Genomic DNA, 15979 nt, shown 5'->3' on the forward strand with positions numbered 1-15979 from the left:
TGCGGGCGACACGGTTTTTCAGGCATAGCGAGGTGATGCAATCGCGGGCAAGCCCGGCTCCCACAGAGATCGCCTACATTTTGATCATTGCGTCTGGTGCACTTATAAGCTTCCGATAAGTCACTTTTTGTCATGTCTAAGCCTTATTAAACTGCTCGGGTATTTCCTATTCCGAGTTGTAGTTCATGACGTCCCTCGCTGCTCCCGCACCCCTGGCCGCAGCCAAACCGACCGCCATTACCCCGCCCGTTTTCGGCCCGCGTATCATCATCGGCCTGGTGGGCGTATTGCTTGCGGTACTGGTGTCCGGCCTCAACGAGATGGTGACCAAAGTCGCTCTCGCCGATATTCGTGGTGCGATGTACATCGGCTTCGACGAAGGCACCTGGCTGGTGGCTGCCTACACCGCCACCTCTGTCTCGGCGATGGCCTTTGCACCCTGGTGTTCGGTGACGTTCTCTCTGCGCCGTTTCACTCTCTGCGCCATCGGCCTGTTCACCGTGCTTGGCGTGCTGTGCCCGTTCGCACCGAACTACGAAAGCCTGCTGATCCTGCGCACCGTGCAAGGCCTGGCCGGTGGCGCCTTGCCGCCGATGCTGATGACCGTGGCCCTGCGGTTCCTGCCGGCCAACGTCAAGCTGTACGGCCTGGCCGGCTATGCCCTCACGGCCACTTTCGGCCCTAGCCTCGGCACACCGCTGGCGGCCATGTGGACCGAATACGTCGGCTGGCAATGGGCGTTCTGGCAGATTGTCGGGCCGTGCCTGCTGGCCATGGCGGCCGTGGCCTACGGCTTGCCCCAGGACCCGCTGCGCCTGGAGCGCTTCAAGCAGTTCAACTGGCGCGGCTTGCTGTTGGGCTTCCCGGCGATCTGCATGCTGGTGATCGGCCTGTTGCAGGGCAATCGGCTGGACTGGTTCGAGTCGCCGCTGATTACCTCATTGTTGATCGGCGGCCTGGTGTTGCTGGTGCTGTTCATGATCAACGAGTGGTCGCACCCGATGCCGTTTTTCAAGTTGCAGATGCTTGGGCTACGCAACCTGTCGTTCGCGCTGATTGTGCTCGCCGGGGTGCTGATCGTGCTGCTGGCGGTGACGATCATTCCGTCCAGCTACCTGGCCCAGGTCCAAGGCTACCGCCCGCTGCAAACTGCACCGGTGATGCTGATCATGGCGCTGCCGCAGTTGATCGCACTGCCGTTGGTGGCGGCGTTGTGCAACTTGCGCTGGGTCGATTGCCGCTGGGTATTGGGCATTGGCTTGAGCATGTTGATCCTGTCCTGCGTGGGCGGGGCGCAACTCACGTCGGCATGGATTCGCGATGATTTCTACGTGCTGCAACTGCTGCAAATCTTCGGGCAACCGATGGCGGTGTTGCCGCTGCTGATGCTCTCCACCGGCAGCATCACGCCCCAGGACGGGCCTTTCGCCTCGGCGTGGTTCAACACCGTCAAAGGCTTGGCCGCCGTGGTCGCCACCGGCGTGCTCGATGCCCTGACCACACACCGCCTGCATTTCCACTCGACCATGCTGGTGGACAGCCTGGGCAACTCGCCCCTGGCCGACAGCGATGCCGCCGGCCTTGCCCATCGGCTGCACGAGCAGGCCGTGGTGCTCACCTCTTCGGATCTCTACTACGTCATGGCCGGTGTCGCGGCGGCGTTGATCCTGCTGATTTTCTGGATGCCGACGCGGATTTATCCGCCCCGCGCGCCGACTTGATTGCTCACTGAGCCAAAGGGATTGTTATGAAACGCAAAGACAAAATCGCTGTAACCGTCATCACCGTGTTTGCCGTCGGTGTGCTGGTTTACCTGCTGGCGCCGGGTGTGTTCGGCAGCAAACGCCAGAGCACCAACGACGCCTTCGTCGCCGCTGACTACACCCTGGTGGCGCCGCGTGTGGCCGGCTTCATCAAGGAAGTGCTGGTGGAAGACAACCAGCGGGTCAAGGCCGGGCAGTTGCTGGCGCTGATTGATGACCGTGACTTCCGCGCCGCTGCCCAGGCGGCCGATGCCGATACGCTGGTGGCCCAGGCGCAGCTGAAAAATGCCACGGCAACCCTGGAGCGCCAAAGCTCGGTGATCGCCCAGGCCCAGGCGACTGTGGCGGCAGATCGCGCCGAAGTGGCGTTTGCCGAACACGAACTGAACCGCTACAACCACCTCGCGGGTGTAGGCGCCGGCACCGTACAGAACGCCCAGCAAGCCAAGACGCGTATTGACCAGGCCACCGCGCGCCTGGCGAATGCCACGGCGGTGCTGGCCGCTGAACGCAAGCAGGTGGAAATCCTCAGCGCCCAGCGTGATGCGGCAGAGGGCGGCCTGAAACGTGCCCAGGCCGCACTGGAAATGGCCAGCTATCAGCTGTCGTACACCCGCATCGTCGCGCCGGTGGACGGCATGGTCGGCGAGCGCGCGGTGCGGGTCGGCGCCTATGTGACGCCGGGCAGCAAGATCCTCGCCGTGGTACCGCTGGCCGAGGCCTACGTGGTGGCCAATTTCCAGGAGACCCAGTTGTCCCACATGCACGCTGGCCAAACGGTGGACGTGAAGGTCGACAGCCTCGACGGCGAAGTGCTCAAGGGCCACCTCGAAAGCCTGGCGCCAGCTACCGGCGTGACATTTGCCTCGGTCAAGCCCGATAACGCCACCGGCAACTTCACCAAGGTGGTGCAGCGTATTCCGGTAAAAATCATCCTGGAGCCCGGCCAGGCGTTGACCGAGCGCCTGCGGGTCGGCATGTCGGTGGAAGCCAGCGTCGACACCCACGCCGCCGCCCAGCAACGTGAGGTGGCGCAGCAATGAGACGCCTTGCCTGGTTAACCTTGAGCCTGCTCACCCTGAGTGCCTGCACCGTCGGCCCGGACTTCCAGCGCCCGCAGAATCCCGTCGGCCAATGGACCGAGCCCCATGGCCGGCAAGCCGCCAGCCACGCGGTCAACGACCCGCTGGAAGAGCGCTGGTGGGAAGTGTTCCACGACGCGCAGCTCACCGCGCTCACCCGTCGCGCGCTGACCGATAACCTTGACCTGAAACTCGCCAGCAGCCGCCTGCAACAAAGCCGCGCCGCGCGCCAGGTGATCACCGCCGAGCGCTACCCGACCGTCAACGCCACCGGCGATTACCTGCGTCAGCGCAACAGCGCCGATGGCTTGAGCGATGCCTCGGGCAAGAACGGCCGCTCGGCGTTCAACCAGTGGGACATGGGTTTCTCCGCCGCCTGGGAACTGGACTTCTGGGGCCGGGTAAAACGCGAAACCGAAGCCGCCGACGCCACCCTGCAAGTCGCCGAAAACGACCGCCGCGCGGTGCTGTTGTCGGTGCTGGCGGAAACCGCCCAGGACTACATCCAGCTGCGCGGCGTGCAAAACACCCGCGCCGTCACCGAGCAAAACCTCGAGGTGGCGCGCCACAGCCTGAAGCTCTCGCAACTGCGCCTGGCCGACGGTGTCGCCACTGACCTGGACGTAGCCGAAGCCGCTGCTCAAGTGGCCGCCATCGAGGCGCGCCTGCCGGATTTGCAGCAACGCCAGGACCAGTTGATCAACGCCCTGAGCCTGCTGATGGGCGAGCCGCCACAAGCCTTGTACGCCGAATTGTCCAAGGACGCTGCGGTGCCGCAAACCCAACGCCAGGTCGCCATCGGCCTGCCGTCGCAACTGGCCGAGCGCCGCCCGGATATCCGCCAGGCCGAAGCTCGCTTGCATGCGGCCACCGCCTCCATTGGTGTGGCCAAGGGCGACTTCTACCCGCGCATCACCCTGTCTGGCAGCGTGGGCTCCCAGGCGTTGCAGCTGGCGGATTTCGGCTCGTGGAGTTCGCGTGCATTCGCCTTTGGCCCACAACTGAGCTTGCCGATTTTCAACGGTGGCCGGTTGCAAGGCATGCTCGATCTGCGCGAAGCCCAGCAACAGGAGGCAGCCCTGGCCTACCAGCAGACCGTGCTGCGGGCCTGGCATGAAATCGATGATCAACTGACCCGCTACAACGCCAGCCAACTGCGGCGCGACAGCCTTGCCGAAGCCGTGCGGCAGAACCAGATCGCCCTCGCTACTGCGCAGCATCAATACGTCGAAGGCGTGGTGGATTTCGTCAACGTACTGACCGTGCAAAGTGCGTTGCTGGCGACCCAGGAGCAGTGGGTGGAAAGCTCCACCGGCGTGTCCCTCGCCATGGTCGGGTTGTACAAGGCATTGGGTGGGGGCTGGGAGTCGGTGTATCCGGAACAGACGGCAGGGCGTTAATACCAGTGCCCACAGTCCAGGGACTGTGGGCATTCAAGGATTCTGCAAAAACACCACATACCCTCGAAACCACTCACTGCCCTTCAAATACCCCGGCTCCTCCCACTCTCCACCCTGAATCAACCCAATCTTGAACGGCACCCCCAACCGGTTCATGCGTGGCAGATACGCCGCGTAGTCCGGGATGCTGTGGCGGCCCTGGTAGGTCTGCACCACCACTTCATCAATCACGCCCTTGAGTTGTGCGATGGCGGCCGGGTCGGCATTGCTGCTCCAGTCCATCAGCCCGGTGATGCTCAGGCGTAGGTCCTTGGGCAAGCGTTGGCGCAGGTCACGCAGGAAGTCCGCGTATTCGTCGAGGTATTGCGTGCGCGCATCGAAGTCGATCTGGATGCCCACCACCGGGTTGCCCGCATCCCGCCAGCGTTGCACCTGGCCGAGCATCTGGCTGTACACCGACTCGGGCCAGTGCAGGGTGTGGGCGCGGTACACCACCCAGATTTCACCCTGGGTGATGCGCGGCACACTCATGCCCTGGGCGATGAATTGCACGCCACGCCGGGGCGCGCGGCGGGTCGAGTTGATCTGGCCCTGGAGGATGTACAGGGTTTTCGCCTGCTTGAGCACCGGCTGCGGCGCGACGCCGCTCCACAGCCAGAACGCGTCATGGTCGCGGGCGTCCACCGCGCCGAAGGCCGGGCTTGCCAGCAGGAGCAGGGCCAGCCAGAAACGCTTCACGGCTTACCAGTAGTACTGCAGCGACTTGCCCCACTGGGTGTCGGCGAACCCGGTTTTCAACTGGCGGAACCAGCCTTTGCGCACGTTCTTGTCGACGTCCTCGCCACCGCAACTGTTGTAGCCCGAAGGTCCGTAGCAGTTGATGGCACGAAACAGCGCGTAGGCCTTGTCGTTTCGCGGTGCCTTGGGATTGCCGATCACCCGCTTGTAGCCCTCCAGTCGCGAGAAGGTTTCACCCTTGAAGGGCGAGGCAGTGCTGCCCAGGCTGCCGGCGGAGCGCGCTTGTTCCAGGGGCATGCCGTCCAGGCCGTTACGCAGGACGAATTCCCCCAGGCAGTTCAGGCCCTGCGGGTTTTTCGGATCGGCCTGCAAGGTGCTGGCGATTTGCGCGATGCTCGGGCAGGTGTAGCCGGACTCGGCCTTGTCACCGTTCCACTGGAACAGTCTCAACGACTGGCCGCCGCTGTAGACGTAGCCCAGGCTGGTGCCGAGCTTTTCATCGGGAACCGAGGCGGGCAGTTGCTTGAGGTCCTCGGCAAAGGTCTCGAACTGGCCGCGCAGCAGGTCTTTATAGAGCAGCGTGAATTGCGCAGTCTGGCGCTCTACCGGGTCTTCGGCATGGGCAAGCTGTTGGCGCAGCAGGTCGGGACCGGCGACGTTGCGCAGCAGGATATAGCGCACCTGCTTGGCACTGATCGGCGAATCGGCGGCGAATACCTTGGCCAGCTGGCCGCTGCGTTCGTAGTTCATCGCCAATGCCAGCTCCAGCTGGTCACGTTGCAACGGTTGCTTGGTCAGCGGCAGCAGTTGCAGCCACAGCGCTTCGGCGGCTTTCCAGTCTTCCTTGGCTTCCAGCGCGAGGCCACGCAGGGTCTGTTGGCTGAAAGCGAAGTAGTCGAGATTCGACGGCACGTCTTGCGGCAGCAGCTTCAAGGTACGGTCGGGCTGATGCTCGACGTTCAGGGCAAACGCCGCCTGCACGTAGGCATACAGCGCGGGCTCCTGCGCGAACACCGCTTTTTGTGCATCGAGCGCTTCACGCGTGAGCTTCGGCGGCTCACCGGCACGCATCCACATCAGGTCGTTGAGGGCCAGGATCAGCGGGTTGCCCACAGGTGCCGTGGTGCTGGTCAGCAGCTTGGTGTCGGCTTCCTGCACCAGTTCATCCAGCGACACGTTGCGCTGGGCATCGGTGGCCTGGGTCAGTTGCCAGGCAAAGTCGTCCGCCAGTTTGTCGGGGTTGGGCGCCAGCCAGTGCACCCGGCGCAACAGGCCACGGGCGGAGGCGGCGTATTCGCCCTGTGGATAAGTTTTCAGGTAGTCGTTGAAAGCGCTTTCGGCCCGTTGCAGGGCAGACTTATCCACATGCTCAAGCGACGGTGTGCCGTATTCATCGAAGGCATTTTGCTGGGCGTCGTTCAGCGCGGTGCGGGCGGTCATGTACAGCGCTGTTTCCTTCAGCCAGGGCAGCGAGCTGCTCGTCAGCCCGGCAAAACCTTTTTGCGCATCGCTGAAGCGTCCGCTGTAAAAGTCCCCGGCGGCTTTCAGGTAGGTGAGCAATGCCTGGCCGTCTGCCGATTTGATTTGGTCGGCCTCGCCTGCCGCTACGCCGTCCGAGGAACAACTGCCGAGCATCTGCAGCCGCAGCTTGGCCAGTAACTGGCGCTCGGCCTGCGGTACATCGGCCTTCACCACCTGGCTGATAAACGCGGCGGCACTGTCATCGGCGTTGCTGCGGCAGCGGCTGCCTTCGCCGGAAAGGAAGGCTTCACCGGCGGTCTTGGCGTCGTCGCGCTTGATGCCCAGCGGGCTGAGCAGTGCATCCAGTTCGGCGGTGCGCGAGTCGTCGGGTTTGTTGTCGGGCTCATCCGCAGCCGGCATAAGCCGATACACCGGAAAGGGCACCGGGCCAAATCCTTCGGACACGTCCTGCTCGCCCAAGGCATTCGGCGCCAGCGGCATGACGTTTTTGTCCGCCAGCAACAGCCGCAGGTTGACCCGGCTGTCATTGCCGGGGCTCAGGAAGGGCAGGTTGCTGCACACGTCCAGGCTGTTGCGCGACACCCGCCAATCCGGGTAGCAAGAGTCATCGCCGCTGGCGTGGGCCTGGAGGGGAAGGGTGGCGAGCAATGCCAGTGCCAGGGGTGACAGAAGACCGATGCGCATGAAATGTCCTTGATCCTGAATCCATGGAAGGCAGCAATCATAGCGTGATCCGATGAAAGCGTCGGAGACGTCCTGCGCAAAATTCAGATTTGTCCGATTGGCGGATGGTTGGTCAAATCCATGCAAAACAGCGGGCGAATCAAGGCCTTTTGACCTAGAGTGGCGGGTGTTCGCGCAAGCGCAGGTTCAGTAGTGGGTGAGGAAGTAGAGGTGCGACGCTCTGTGGCGGAACAAGACAACAAGGCCGGGGCATTGCCCGTGCTCAATCCTGGCCTTTGGGAGAATGCCGGCTGGCTGGCTCGGTTGTGGTGGGTACCGCTGGTGGCGTTGGCCATGGCCGTGCGTTTCTATGGCCTGACCGCCTCCGCCATCTGGGGCGATGAAGGTTCAAGCCTGCTGCTCGCTGAGTATTCCCTGGAAGACCTGTGGTTTCACGCCGCACATGACGTTCATCCGCCGCTGTATTTCTTCATGCTGCGCGGCTGGATCGAGGTGTTCGGCGACAGCATTTTCTCCCTGCGCAGCATGAGTGCGATCCCCGGTGTGGTCGCAGTCGGCCTGGGAATCTGGCTGACAAGGCTGATCGCGACCCGTCGCGCGGCGGTGCTGGCCGGGATTCTGTTGGCGTTGCTGCCCACGGCAGTGCGCTACAGCCAGGAAGTGCGGATGTATTCGCTGCTGGGCGTATGGCTGCTGGCCGCCACCCTGGCCTTGGTGTATTGGGTCCGCCAGCCTGAGCGCAAGCGCTATCTGGTGGCCTATGCGCTGTTGATGACGGCAGCCTTCTACACCCACTATTTCACCGCGTTGTGCGTACTGGTGCATTGGTCATGGCTGCTGTTGCTGCGCCAGCCACGGGCCGGCGGCTTGCGCCTGGTCACGCGCGCGGGCTGGTGGTTGGCCAACATTGCCATTGTGTTGCTGTACTTGCCCTGGCTCCCGAATCTGCTGGGCCTGGTGCAGCACACCGAAGAACTCAAGGTGGGCGGTGATATTGGCTGGGAAGACCCGGTCAACCTGTATTCCGTGCCGTCGATGGTGTGGCAGTTCCTCATTCAGGACCCGGGCGACCACTTGTGGCGACCGTCCTTTGTGGTGTTTCCGTTATTGCTGATGGCGCTGGTCGGTGTGACTGCCTGGCGCGATCAAAGCCGCTACCGCTTCGGTTGGCTGCTGGGGCTTTTTTTCATGCTGCCGGTGCTGCTGGTCTATGGGGTTTCGTTTATTTCCCCGGTGTTTATCGAGCGTTATCTCACCGCCTACGCGATGAGTTTGCCGATCATCGTGGCGTTGGCCGTCGACCGTCTGTCGCCGCGCCTGCCGCTCGCAGCGGCGGCAGTCTTCGTGTTGTTTGTCGGGGTCGAGCTGGTGGGCGTGAAAACCAACTCCACCGTCGATGAGCATGATCAGTTCAACGTGGTGGTGGAGTTCGTCAATCGCAACTACCAGGAAGATGATCGCATCGTCATCAGCGACATGCTGTGGTTCCTGCCCTACGTCTATTACGACGAGACCGACGCCCAGTTGCAGCTTTTCACACCGCCGACCGCCGCCGGCAAGTCCACCCGGCCTAATGCCTATGGTTTTGGCACCCTGGTGGACCAGGATGGCGGGCGCATCTACCTTGATCGCTTGTCGGCGTTACCCGCCGAGATCCAGCGTGTATGGCTGATCAGCGCCGCGGAGCCGCCGGATGAGTTTGCCCCGTTGCCGGCCGGATGGCGTCAGCTCAGCCAGCAGGACGGCGGCGGCGCGCGGGCCCGGCTGTTCGTGCTGTGTAACGCGCCAGCGGGCGTGCACCGTGAGGGCTGCGATTAATCCGCGCAACACCTGAGAGGTTTATGTTCGCCTGGGGCGCTAGACTCAGGTGAACCCTCTCTCCAGGAACGCCTCATGGAATCCCCAGTCCACAACTTGCCATCGTTGTTCAAACAGCTCGGTTTGCCCGATGACCCGGTCAGCATCGAGCGGTTCATCGCGGTCCACTCCCCACTCAAGCCCGAATTGCATCTGGCGGAAGCGTTTTTCTGGACGCCGGCCCAGCGGGCGTTTTTGCGTGAAGAGATTCTGGAGGACGCGGATTGGGCGGAGGTAGTGGATGAGTTGAATTTGCGGTTGAGAGAGGGGCGAGGAGTCTAGGCCGTCAAGAGGCGGTTGCTTTCTCTGGTGGCCATTGGCGAGCGGTGTGCGCAAGCGCCACGATCCCTACTACGTCGGGCTCAAGTTGGTAAGCAAGGCGGTAGCTTGGATGAGGAATGACTTCGCGTGTGCCTGTGATCCTGCCGAGTGGGCCGATTTCTGGGTGTTTTGCCAACCCCAGCACTGCACTACTGAAGCGTCGATCCATATCGGCTGCGGCTTGTGGGTTTTTCTCAAATAAAAAGTCCCAGATATCCCTACGGTCCTGCGCCGCTTCCGGCGTCCAGGCAACCCTCATTCCTGATTATCTACGTGAGCGCGTTTCGCAGAAAACTCAGCTTCCAAATCCTCATTGGAAATCTCTCTGCCTGCCTGTATCGAGGCGCGAGAGGCGTCTATTTTACGCTGCAAGAACGCGTCGTACTCCCGTGATTCCTGCTGGGCCTGGACAAACTGACGCATCATATCTCGCACGATTTGCGATGCAGGACGGTGGGTAGCCTCGCACTCGGCCATGAATTGGTCGCGTAGTTCCGACTCAAGCTTCAAGGTGAAAACGGCTAGTTTTGACATTAGTGAATGCTCTAGATTGGTATGTACGAAGTATATACAACGTGCATACCTGACGACGCATGTGAGCTGAGTGAGGCGACTGACGGTTGCTGACGGCGAAACACCTTTCCCCAAACCAGCTTTACTTAGCCCACGGGCCATCCTCCCATCCGCAAATTTGTATCAAAACTTGACTGCATTGGATCCATCGACCATATTGATAGTTAGCAAACTAACTGTATGCGAATAATCCAGTGTCCCAGACCCTCGAACAACTCCAGATGAACATCAGCAGCAGCATGGTGGTAGGTGCCAGGACCTGGCGCAAAATCTGCCAGACCACGCTCGTCAGCTATGGCATCTCCGAAGCCTGCGCCGTGCCGCTGCTGATGATCGGCCGCCTCGGCGACGGTGTGCACCAGGTGAAGGTAGCCCAGGCCGCCGGGATGGAAAGCCCGTCCCTGGTGCGCCTGTTGGATCAGCTGTGCAGTTCCGGCTATGTGTGCCGCACCGAAGACATCCACGACCGCCGCGCCAAGGCCTTGAGCCTCACCGCGCGTGGCCGCGAGCTGGTGCAGGCAGTGGAACAGCAACTGGTGCGCCTGCGCCGCGAGGTGCTGGCGACAATCGACCCCGATGACCTGGAAGCTGCTTTGCGTGTACTGCGGGCCTTCGAAGGTGCCAATCAACATCCCATGGTTGTGAGTTCTTGAACGGATTTTTTACCGGCATGCCGCCGGCCAGGGATTGGTTCTATGGCGTAAGGACATTCGCCGCTTCAATGATCGCGTTGTACATCGCCATGCTGATGCAAATGCCGCGTCCATATTGGGCGATGGCCACGGTGTATATCGTGTCCAGCCCGTTTGTCGGCCCTACCAGCTCCAAGGCGCTGTACCGGGCGGTCGGTACCTTCATGGGCGCGGCCGCTGCGGTGTTTTTTGTGCCGATGTTTGTGCAGACGCCTTACGTGTTGGTGGTGGTGATCGCGCTGTGGACCGGGATTCTGCTGTTCCTGTCCCTGCACCTGCGCACCGCCAACAGCTATGCGCTGATGCTGGCCGGCTACACCTTGCCGCTGATTGCCCTGCCGGTGGTGGATAACCCGCTGGCGGTGTGGGATGTGGCCGAAGCGCGGACCGAAGAGATCTTCCTCGGCATCGCCGTGGCGGCGGTGGTGGGGGCGATGTTCTGGCCGCGACGCCTGGCGCCGGTGTTCGATGACTCGGTGAGCAAGTGGTTTGCCGACGCCCAGGTCTACAGCCAGCGCTTCCTCAGCCGCAACGTGCAACCCGAGGAAATCAGCACCCTGCGCGGCGGCATGGTCGCTACCTTCAACACCCTGGAATTGATGATCGGCCAACTGCCCCACGAGGGCTCCCGGCCGCAAACGGTGCGCAATACAAAGGAGCTGCGCGGGCGGATGATCCACCTGCTGCCGGTGATCGACGCACTGGACGACGCCGTGTACGCGCTGGAACACCGCGCGCCGGAATTGCTCGAGCGCTTCACGCCGCTGCTGACCGCCGCCAACGAGTGGCTGGCCAGCACGCAAAAGGATGCGCCCCTCGAACGCTGGCGTGTCCTGCGTGACCAGATCGAAGCCCTGCAACCCGATGCCGACGCCCTGGATGACCGCCATCAGTTGCTGTTCTCCAACGCCCTGTATCGCCTGGGCGAGTGGGTGGATCTGTGGCAGGACTGCCGCAGCCTGCAAGCCGCCATCCAGTGCGAAAGCCAGGACAGCTGGCGCGCAGTTTACCGCCATTGGCGCCTGGGCCGGCTGACGCCATTCCTCGACCGGGGCCTGATGTTCTACTCGGCGTTTTCCACCGTCACCGCGATCATCGTCGCCTCGGTGTTGTGGATCCTCCTGGGCTGGACCGACGGTGGCAGCGCGGTGATCCTCGCGGCGGTGGCCTGCAGCTTCTTCGCCTCCATGGACGACCCGGCGCCGCAGATCTACCGGTTCTTTTTCTGGACCGCGATGTCGGTGCTGTTCGCCAGCCTCTACCTGTTTCTGGTGCTGCCCAACCTGCACGATTTCCCGATGCTGGTGCTGGCGTTTTCGGTGCCCTTTATCTGCATCGGCACGCTGACGGTACAGCCGCGCTTCTACCTCGGCATGCTGCTGACGCTGGTCAACACCTCGTCGTTCATCAGCATCCAGGGTGCCTACGACGCGGACTTCCTGGCCTTTGCCAACTCCAACCTGGCGGGCCCGGTGGGCCTGTTGTTCGCCTTTGTCTGGACCCTGATTGCCCGGCCGTTCGGCGCTGAGCTTGCGGCCAAGCGCCTGACCCGTTTCAGCTGGCGCGACATCGTCACCCTGACCGAGCCTGCGACCCTGGCCGAACACCGCAAGATGGGCGTGCAAATGCTCGACCGCCTGATGCAACACCTGCCGCGCCTGGCCATGACCGGCCAGGACACCGGCATCGCCCTGCGGGAAGTGCGGGTGGCGCTGAACCTGCTGGACCTGCTGGCGTACTCGCCGCGCATCCTCGGGGTGCCGCGTGTGTTGTTGAACCAGGTGGTGGAAGGCGTCGGCGGTTACTTCAAGGCCTGCCTCAAGGCCGGTGAACGTCTGCCGGCCCCCAGCGGTCTGCTGATGACCCTCGACCGTACCCGCCGCGCCCTCAACGGCCAGGGACTGCAAGGCGAGGACGAAACCCGCCTGCATTTGTTGCACGCCCTCAGCGGCTTGCGCCTGGCGCTGTTGCCCGGCGTGGAATTTCTTGGCGGCACAGAGATGGAAGCGCCGTTACCCGATGGAGCGCCTTTATGATCGGTGATCTGGATATCAGCGGGGTGTTCCTGCCCACGTTGCTGGTGCTGATGGGCATTACGTATGTGTTGTACCTGGTGGTGCACGGGCTGTTGACCCGCGTCCACTTCTATCGCCTGGTCTGGCACCGGGCATTGTTCAATGTGGGTCTCTACGCTCTGTTGCTGGGCGCAGTGGATTCACTCAGTCGATACCTCATGACATGAAAAAACCTTTTTTGACCATTGGCCGTGTAGTCCTGACGTTACTGGTGGTGACCTTCGCCTGCGTCGTGGTGTGGCGCATGGTGATGTACTACATGTTCGCGCCGTGGACCCGTGACGGCCACATCCGTGCCGACATCGTGCAGATCGCCCCGGACGTGTCCGGGCTGATCCAGCAAGTGGACGTGCGCGACAACCAGTTGGTGGTGCGCGGCCAGGTGCTGTTCTCCGTCGACCAGGACCGTTTCAAGCTGGCCCTGCGCCAGGCCCAGGCCGCCGTGGCCGACCGTCAGGAAACCCTGGCCCAGGCCGTGCGCGAGAACAAGCGTAACCGTGGCCTCGGCAACCTGGTGGCCAGCGAGCAACTGGAAGAAAGCCAGTCCCGCGTCGCCCGTGCCCAATCGGCCCTGGCCGAGTCGCAAGTGGCGGTGGATGCCGCGCAACTCAACCTGGACCGCTCGGTGATCCGCAGCCCGGTGGACGGCTACATCAACGACCGTGCGCCGCGTAACCAGGAGTTCGTGACCGCCGGACGCCCGGTGTTGTCGGTAGTGGACAGCAACTCCTTCCACATCGACGGCTATTTTGAAGAGACCAAGCTCGACGGCATTCACGTCGGCCAGAGCGTCGACATCCGCGTGATCGGCGACAACGCTCGCCTGCGCGGGCATGTGCAGAGCATCGTCGCCGGTATCGAAGACCGTGACCGCACCAGCGGCTCCAACCTGCTGCCCAACGTCAACCCGGCGTTCAGCTGGGTGCGCCTGGCCCAGCGGATTCCGGTGCGCATCGCCTTTGACGATGTGCCGGCGGACTTCCGCATGATTGCCGGGCGCACCGCCACCGTGTCGATCATCGACGACCAACCCAAGTCGGAGAACAAGCCATGAAACGGCTTTTAGCAACCGCCGGGCTGGGGTTGTTGCTGTCGGCCTGCCAAGTGGTGGGGCCCGATTACAAGCTGCCGGACAAGGCGGCCGTGAACCGCGGTGACCTTCAGGGCCAGTTGGCCGGGGAGGGCAGCAATGTGGTGTCGGCGCCGGTACCGGCGGACTGGTGGAAGCTCTACCAGGACCCGCGCCTGGATAAGCTGGTGGAGCAGGCCATGGCCTCCAACACCGACCTGCGGGTGGCTGCGGCCAACTTGCAGCGCTCGCGCTATCAGGTGCAGCAAGCCGAATCGGCCGGCGGCTGGAGTGCCGGGGCCAAGGCCGAAGCCCAGCGCCTGCAAGAATCGGGTGAGGCCTATTTGCTGACGGAAAAAGTCCCGGTGGCGAATATCGGCAGCGCCAGTATCAGCACCTCCTATCAATTCGATTTGTTCGGCACCTTGCAGCGCGGCATTGAAAGCTCCCAGGCCACTGCCGATGCGGCCCAGGCGGCGTCCGATATCGCCCGTATCACCCTGGTGGCGGACGTGGTGCGCTCCTACACCCAGGTGTGCGCGGCCAACGAAGAGCTGGCGATCGCCAACGAGTCCCTCGACCTGCAAGCCCAGAGCACGCACCTGACCCAGCGCCTGCGGGATGCCGGGCGCGGTGATGAAACCCAGGTCACCCGTTCGCAAACCCAATACAAATCCTTGCGCGCCGAAATGCCGCGCTATGAAGCACTGCGCCAGGCCGGGCTGTTCCGCCTGTCGATGTTGCTGGCCAGGCCGCTGGATCAACTGCCGGCCGGCACTGCCCAATGCGCCGAGCTGCCGCACATCGCGCAGTTGTTGCCGGTGGGCGATGGCGCCACGCTGCTCAAGCGTCGCCCTGACGTGCGCCAGGCCGAACGCCAACTGGCGGCGGCCACCGCGCGCATCGGTGTGGCCACCGGCGCGCTGTACCCGGACATCAGCATCGGCGCCACCGTGGGCACCGTCGGCATCCTGGATGACCTCGGCACCCCGGCCACCAACCGTTGGGGCTTTGGCCCGCTGATCAGCTGGACGCTGCCGACCAACGGCGCCCGCGCCCGCATCCACGAAGCCGAAGCCGCGACCCAGGGCGCCCTGGCGCACTTCGACGGGGTGGTGCTCAACGCTATCCGTGAAACCCAGACCGGCCTGGCGCAATACACCGCGCAACTGCAACGCCGCGATGCCCTGGCGGATGCCGGCGCGTCGGCCAAAGAGGCGGCGGAGCAGACGCACCGGTTCTTCCAGGCCGGCCGCGCGTCGTTCCTGGCCGACCTGCAAGCCACCCGCACCTACACCGACGTGCGGGCGCAACTGGCCGCGGCGAACACCCAGGTTGCCATGAGCCAGATCGATTTGTTCCTGGCCCTGGGCGGCGGCTGGGAAAGTGGACGAACGCAAGCCACACAAGCCAGCAAACCCTGAGCTGATTGCTATGCTTTGACAGGCGGACTTACGTGATGGTCCGCTGGTCACTGCTCGCGTTTGCTCATGGGGATTCCAATAATGAAAAACCCTTATGCTCCCGCTTTCTGGTGCGTGTTCTTCGCACTGGTGTTGCTATCGGCGACTTACTTCTACGGCATCATGCTGGCCCATCAAATCGACAAGGCCATGGTGTTCCTCGACAGCGCCAGCGCGCTGATCGCGGTGCTGTCCATCGGCGTGGTGGCCTGGGCCTCCTACCAGGGCCAGCGAATCAAGCGAAGACTGCTCGAACAAGGCAAGACCCGCGTGGCGATCTGGGACACCAAGGTTGCCCTGCGTCGGGTCGAGACAGTGTTCGACCGCTACTTCTGGGGCAGCTACTGGCAACCGGGGCGCACCTTCCAGGAAGTCATGGGCGAACTGACCGGCACACCGCTGGAAAAAAGCCTCGAAGCCCTGAAAAAATAATGCGTGATGCTTGATCGGCAAGTCGCCGACGGACGGCATTGGCTGAATAACGCCCGGGAATTATCCGACGTGGCCACTGCGATGGCGCGAGAGCGTTACCAGCTGGATTTTTATGATCCCAAGTCGGATACGCCGGGCAATGCGGTGATTCACCGTGAGTTTGAGGTGCTGGTGTATACGTGGACGGCGCGCCTGAAAAGCTTCGACCATCAACTTGATGAGATCGAAACCGAGTATTCCTGAAATCTGTGGTGTCTGTACTGACGCCTTCGCGAGCAAGCCCGCTCCCACATTCGATCGAGTTCCATCTTTGGAATGCAGTCGAATGTGGGAGCGGGCTTGCTCGCG

The 15979-nt window shown here is 62.8% G+C and carries 14 protein-coding genes and 1 pseudogene; 11 read left to right on the forward strand and 4 right to left on the reverse strand.

What is annotated here, in order from left to right:
• Window positions 1–185 precede the first annotated feature (185 nt).
• Genes V6607_RS00805 through V6607_RS00815 form a run of 3 tightly spaced genes read left to right on the forward strand, consistent with a single transcriptional unit; the run spans window position 186 to window position 4245 of the window.
• Window positions 186–1721, forward strand: coding sequence for an MFS transporter (locus tag V6607_RS00805; protein ID WP_102367852.1), 1536 nt, complete (start codon window positions 186–188; stop codon window positions 1719–1721).
• Window positions 1722–1747: 26 nt separating this feature from the next.
• Window positions 1748–2806 (forward strand): HlyD family secretion protein, encoded by a 1059-nt coding sequence (locus tag V6607_RS00810; RefSeq protein WP_003218219.1) that lies wholly within the window; start codon window positions 1748–1750, stop codon window positions 2804–2806.
• Window positions 2803–4245: an efflux transporter outer membrane subunit gene (locus V6607_RS00815; RefSeq protein ID WP_134325514.1), complete on the forward strand. Its 1443-nt coding sequence runs from the start codon at window positions 2803–2805 to the stop codon at window positions 4243–4245. Before V6607_RS00810 ends, V6607_RS00815 begins: the two co-directional genes overlap by 4 nt.
• 33 nt (window positions 4246–4278) lie before the next feature.
• Here the strand turns inward: V6607_RS00815 and V6607_RS00820 are convergent, their stop codons facing one another.
• Window positions 4279–4983, reverse strand: coding sequence for a DUF3142 domain-containing protein (locus tag V6607_RS00820; RefSeq protein ID WP_134325515.1), 705 nt, complete (start codon window positions 4981–4983; stop codon window positions 4279–4281).
• A 3-nt stretch (window positions 4984–4986) separates the two neighbouring features.
• Window positions 4987–7149 (reverse strand): outer membrane assembly lipoprotein YfiO, encoded by a 2163-nt coding sequence (locus tag V6607_RS00825; RefSeq protein WP_134325516.1) that lies wholly within the window; start codon window positions 7147–7149, stop codon window positions 4987–4989.
• 210 nt (window positions 7150–7359) lie between these two features.
• Between V6607_RS00825 and V6607_RS00830 the strand changes: the two genes are divergently transcribed.
• Window positions 7360–8967: a glycosyltransferase family 39 protein gene (locus V6607_RS00830; protein ID WP_166742132.1), complete on the forward strand. Its 1608-nt coding sequence runs from the start codon at window positions 7360–7362 to the stop codon at window positions 8965–8967.
• Between the two features lie 75 nt (window positions 8968–9042).
• Window positions 9043–9288: a DUF2789 domain-containing protein gene (locus V6607_RS00835; RefSeq protein ID WP_003218203.1), complete on the forward strand. Its 246-nt coding sequence runs from the start codon at window positions 9043–9045 to the stop codon at window positions 9286–9288.
• 4 nt (window positions 9289–9292) lie between these two features.
• Here the strand turns inward: V6607_RS00835 and V6607_RS00840 are convergent, their stop codons facing one another.
• Together V6607_RS00840 and V6607_RS00845 are read right to left on the reverse strand one after the other, a co-directional pair.
• On the reverse strand, window positions 9293–9586 hold the full coding sequence (locus V6607_RS00840) for a type II toxin-antitoxin system RelE/ParE family toxin (protein WP_134325518.1): 294 nt from the start codon (window positions 9584–9586) through the stop codon (window positions 9293–9295).
• Window positions 9583–9861 carry an antitoxin of toxin-antitoxin stability system gene (locus V6607_RS00845; protein ID WP_134325519.1) on the reverse strand — a complete coding sequence of 93 codons (279 nt, stop codon included), beginning with the start codon at window positions 9859–9861 and terminating at the stop codon, window positions 9583–9585. The genes V6607_RS00840 and V6607_RS00845 overlap by 4 nt, the downstream gene beginning before the upstream one ends.
• Before the next feature lie 260 nt (window positions 9862–10121).
• Between V6607_RS00845 and V6607_RS00850 the strand changes: the two genes are divergently transcribed.
• The 6 genes and pseudogenes from V6607_RS00850 to V6607_RS00875 all read left to right on the forward strand — a co-directional run bounded on the left by V6607_RS00850 (window position 10122) and on the right by V6607_RS00875 (window position 15874).
• Window positions 10122–10553, forward strand: coding sequence for a MarR family transcriptional regulator (locus tag V6607_RS00850; protein WP_008433651.1), 432 nt, complete (start codon window positions 10122–10124; stop codon window positions 10551–10553).
• A complete protein-coding gene (locus tag V6607_RS00855; protein WP_134325520.1) occupies window positions 10550–12628 on the forward strand; it encodes an FUSC family protein in 2079 nt (692 codons plus the stop codon). Before V6607_RS00850 ends, V6607_RS00855 begins: the two co-directional genes overlap by 4 nt.
• The gene (locus V6607_RS00860; protein WP_003218193.1) at window positions 12625–12834 is read left to right on the forward strand and encodes a DUF1656 domain-containing protein; all 210 of its coding nucleotides are present in this window, start codon (window positions 12625–12627) and stop codon (window positions 12832–12834) included. Before V6607_RS00855 ends, V6607_RS00860 begins: the two co-directional genes overlap by 4 nt.
• Window positions 12831–13721: an efflux RND transporter periplasmic adaptor subunit gene (locus V6607_RS00865; protein ID WP_003218191.1), complete on the forward strand. Its 891-nt coding sequence runs from the start codon at window positions 12831–12833 to the stop codon at window positions 13719–13721. The genes V6607_RS00860 and V6607_RS00865 overlap by 4 nt, the downstream gene beginning before the upstream one ends.
• Complete coding sequence (locus tag V6607_RS00870) at window positions 13718–15160, forward strand: efflux transporter outer membrane subunit (protein WP_008433656.1); 1443 nt, start codon at window positions 13718–13720, stop codon at window positions 15158–15160. The genes V6607_RS00865 and V6607_RS00870 overlap by 4 nt, the downstream gene beginning before the upstream one ends.
• 81 nt (window positions 15161–15241) lie before the next feature.
• Window positions 15242–15874 (forward strand): annotated as a pseudogene (locus V6607_RS00875) (NADH:ubiquinone oxidoreductase subunit N).
• Window positions 15875–15979 lie beyond the last annotated feature (105 nt).

Origin of the sequence: Pseudomonas sp. KK18, assembly GCF_037094675.1 — a bacterium.
Taxonomy (GTDB): Bacteria; Pseudomonadota; Gammaproteobacteria; order Pseudomonadales; family Pseudomonadaceae; genus Aquipseudomonas.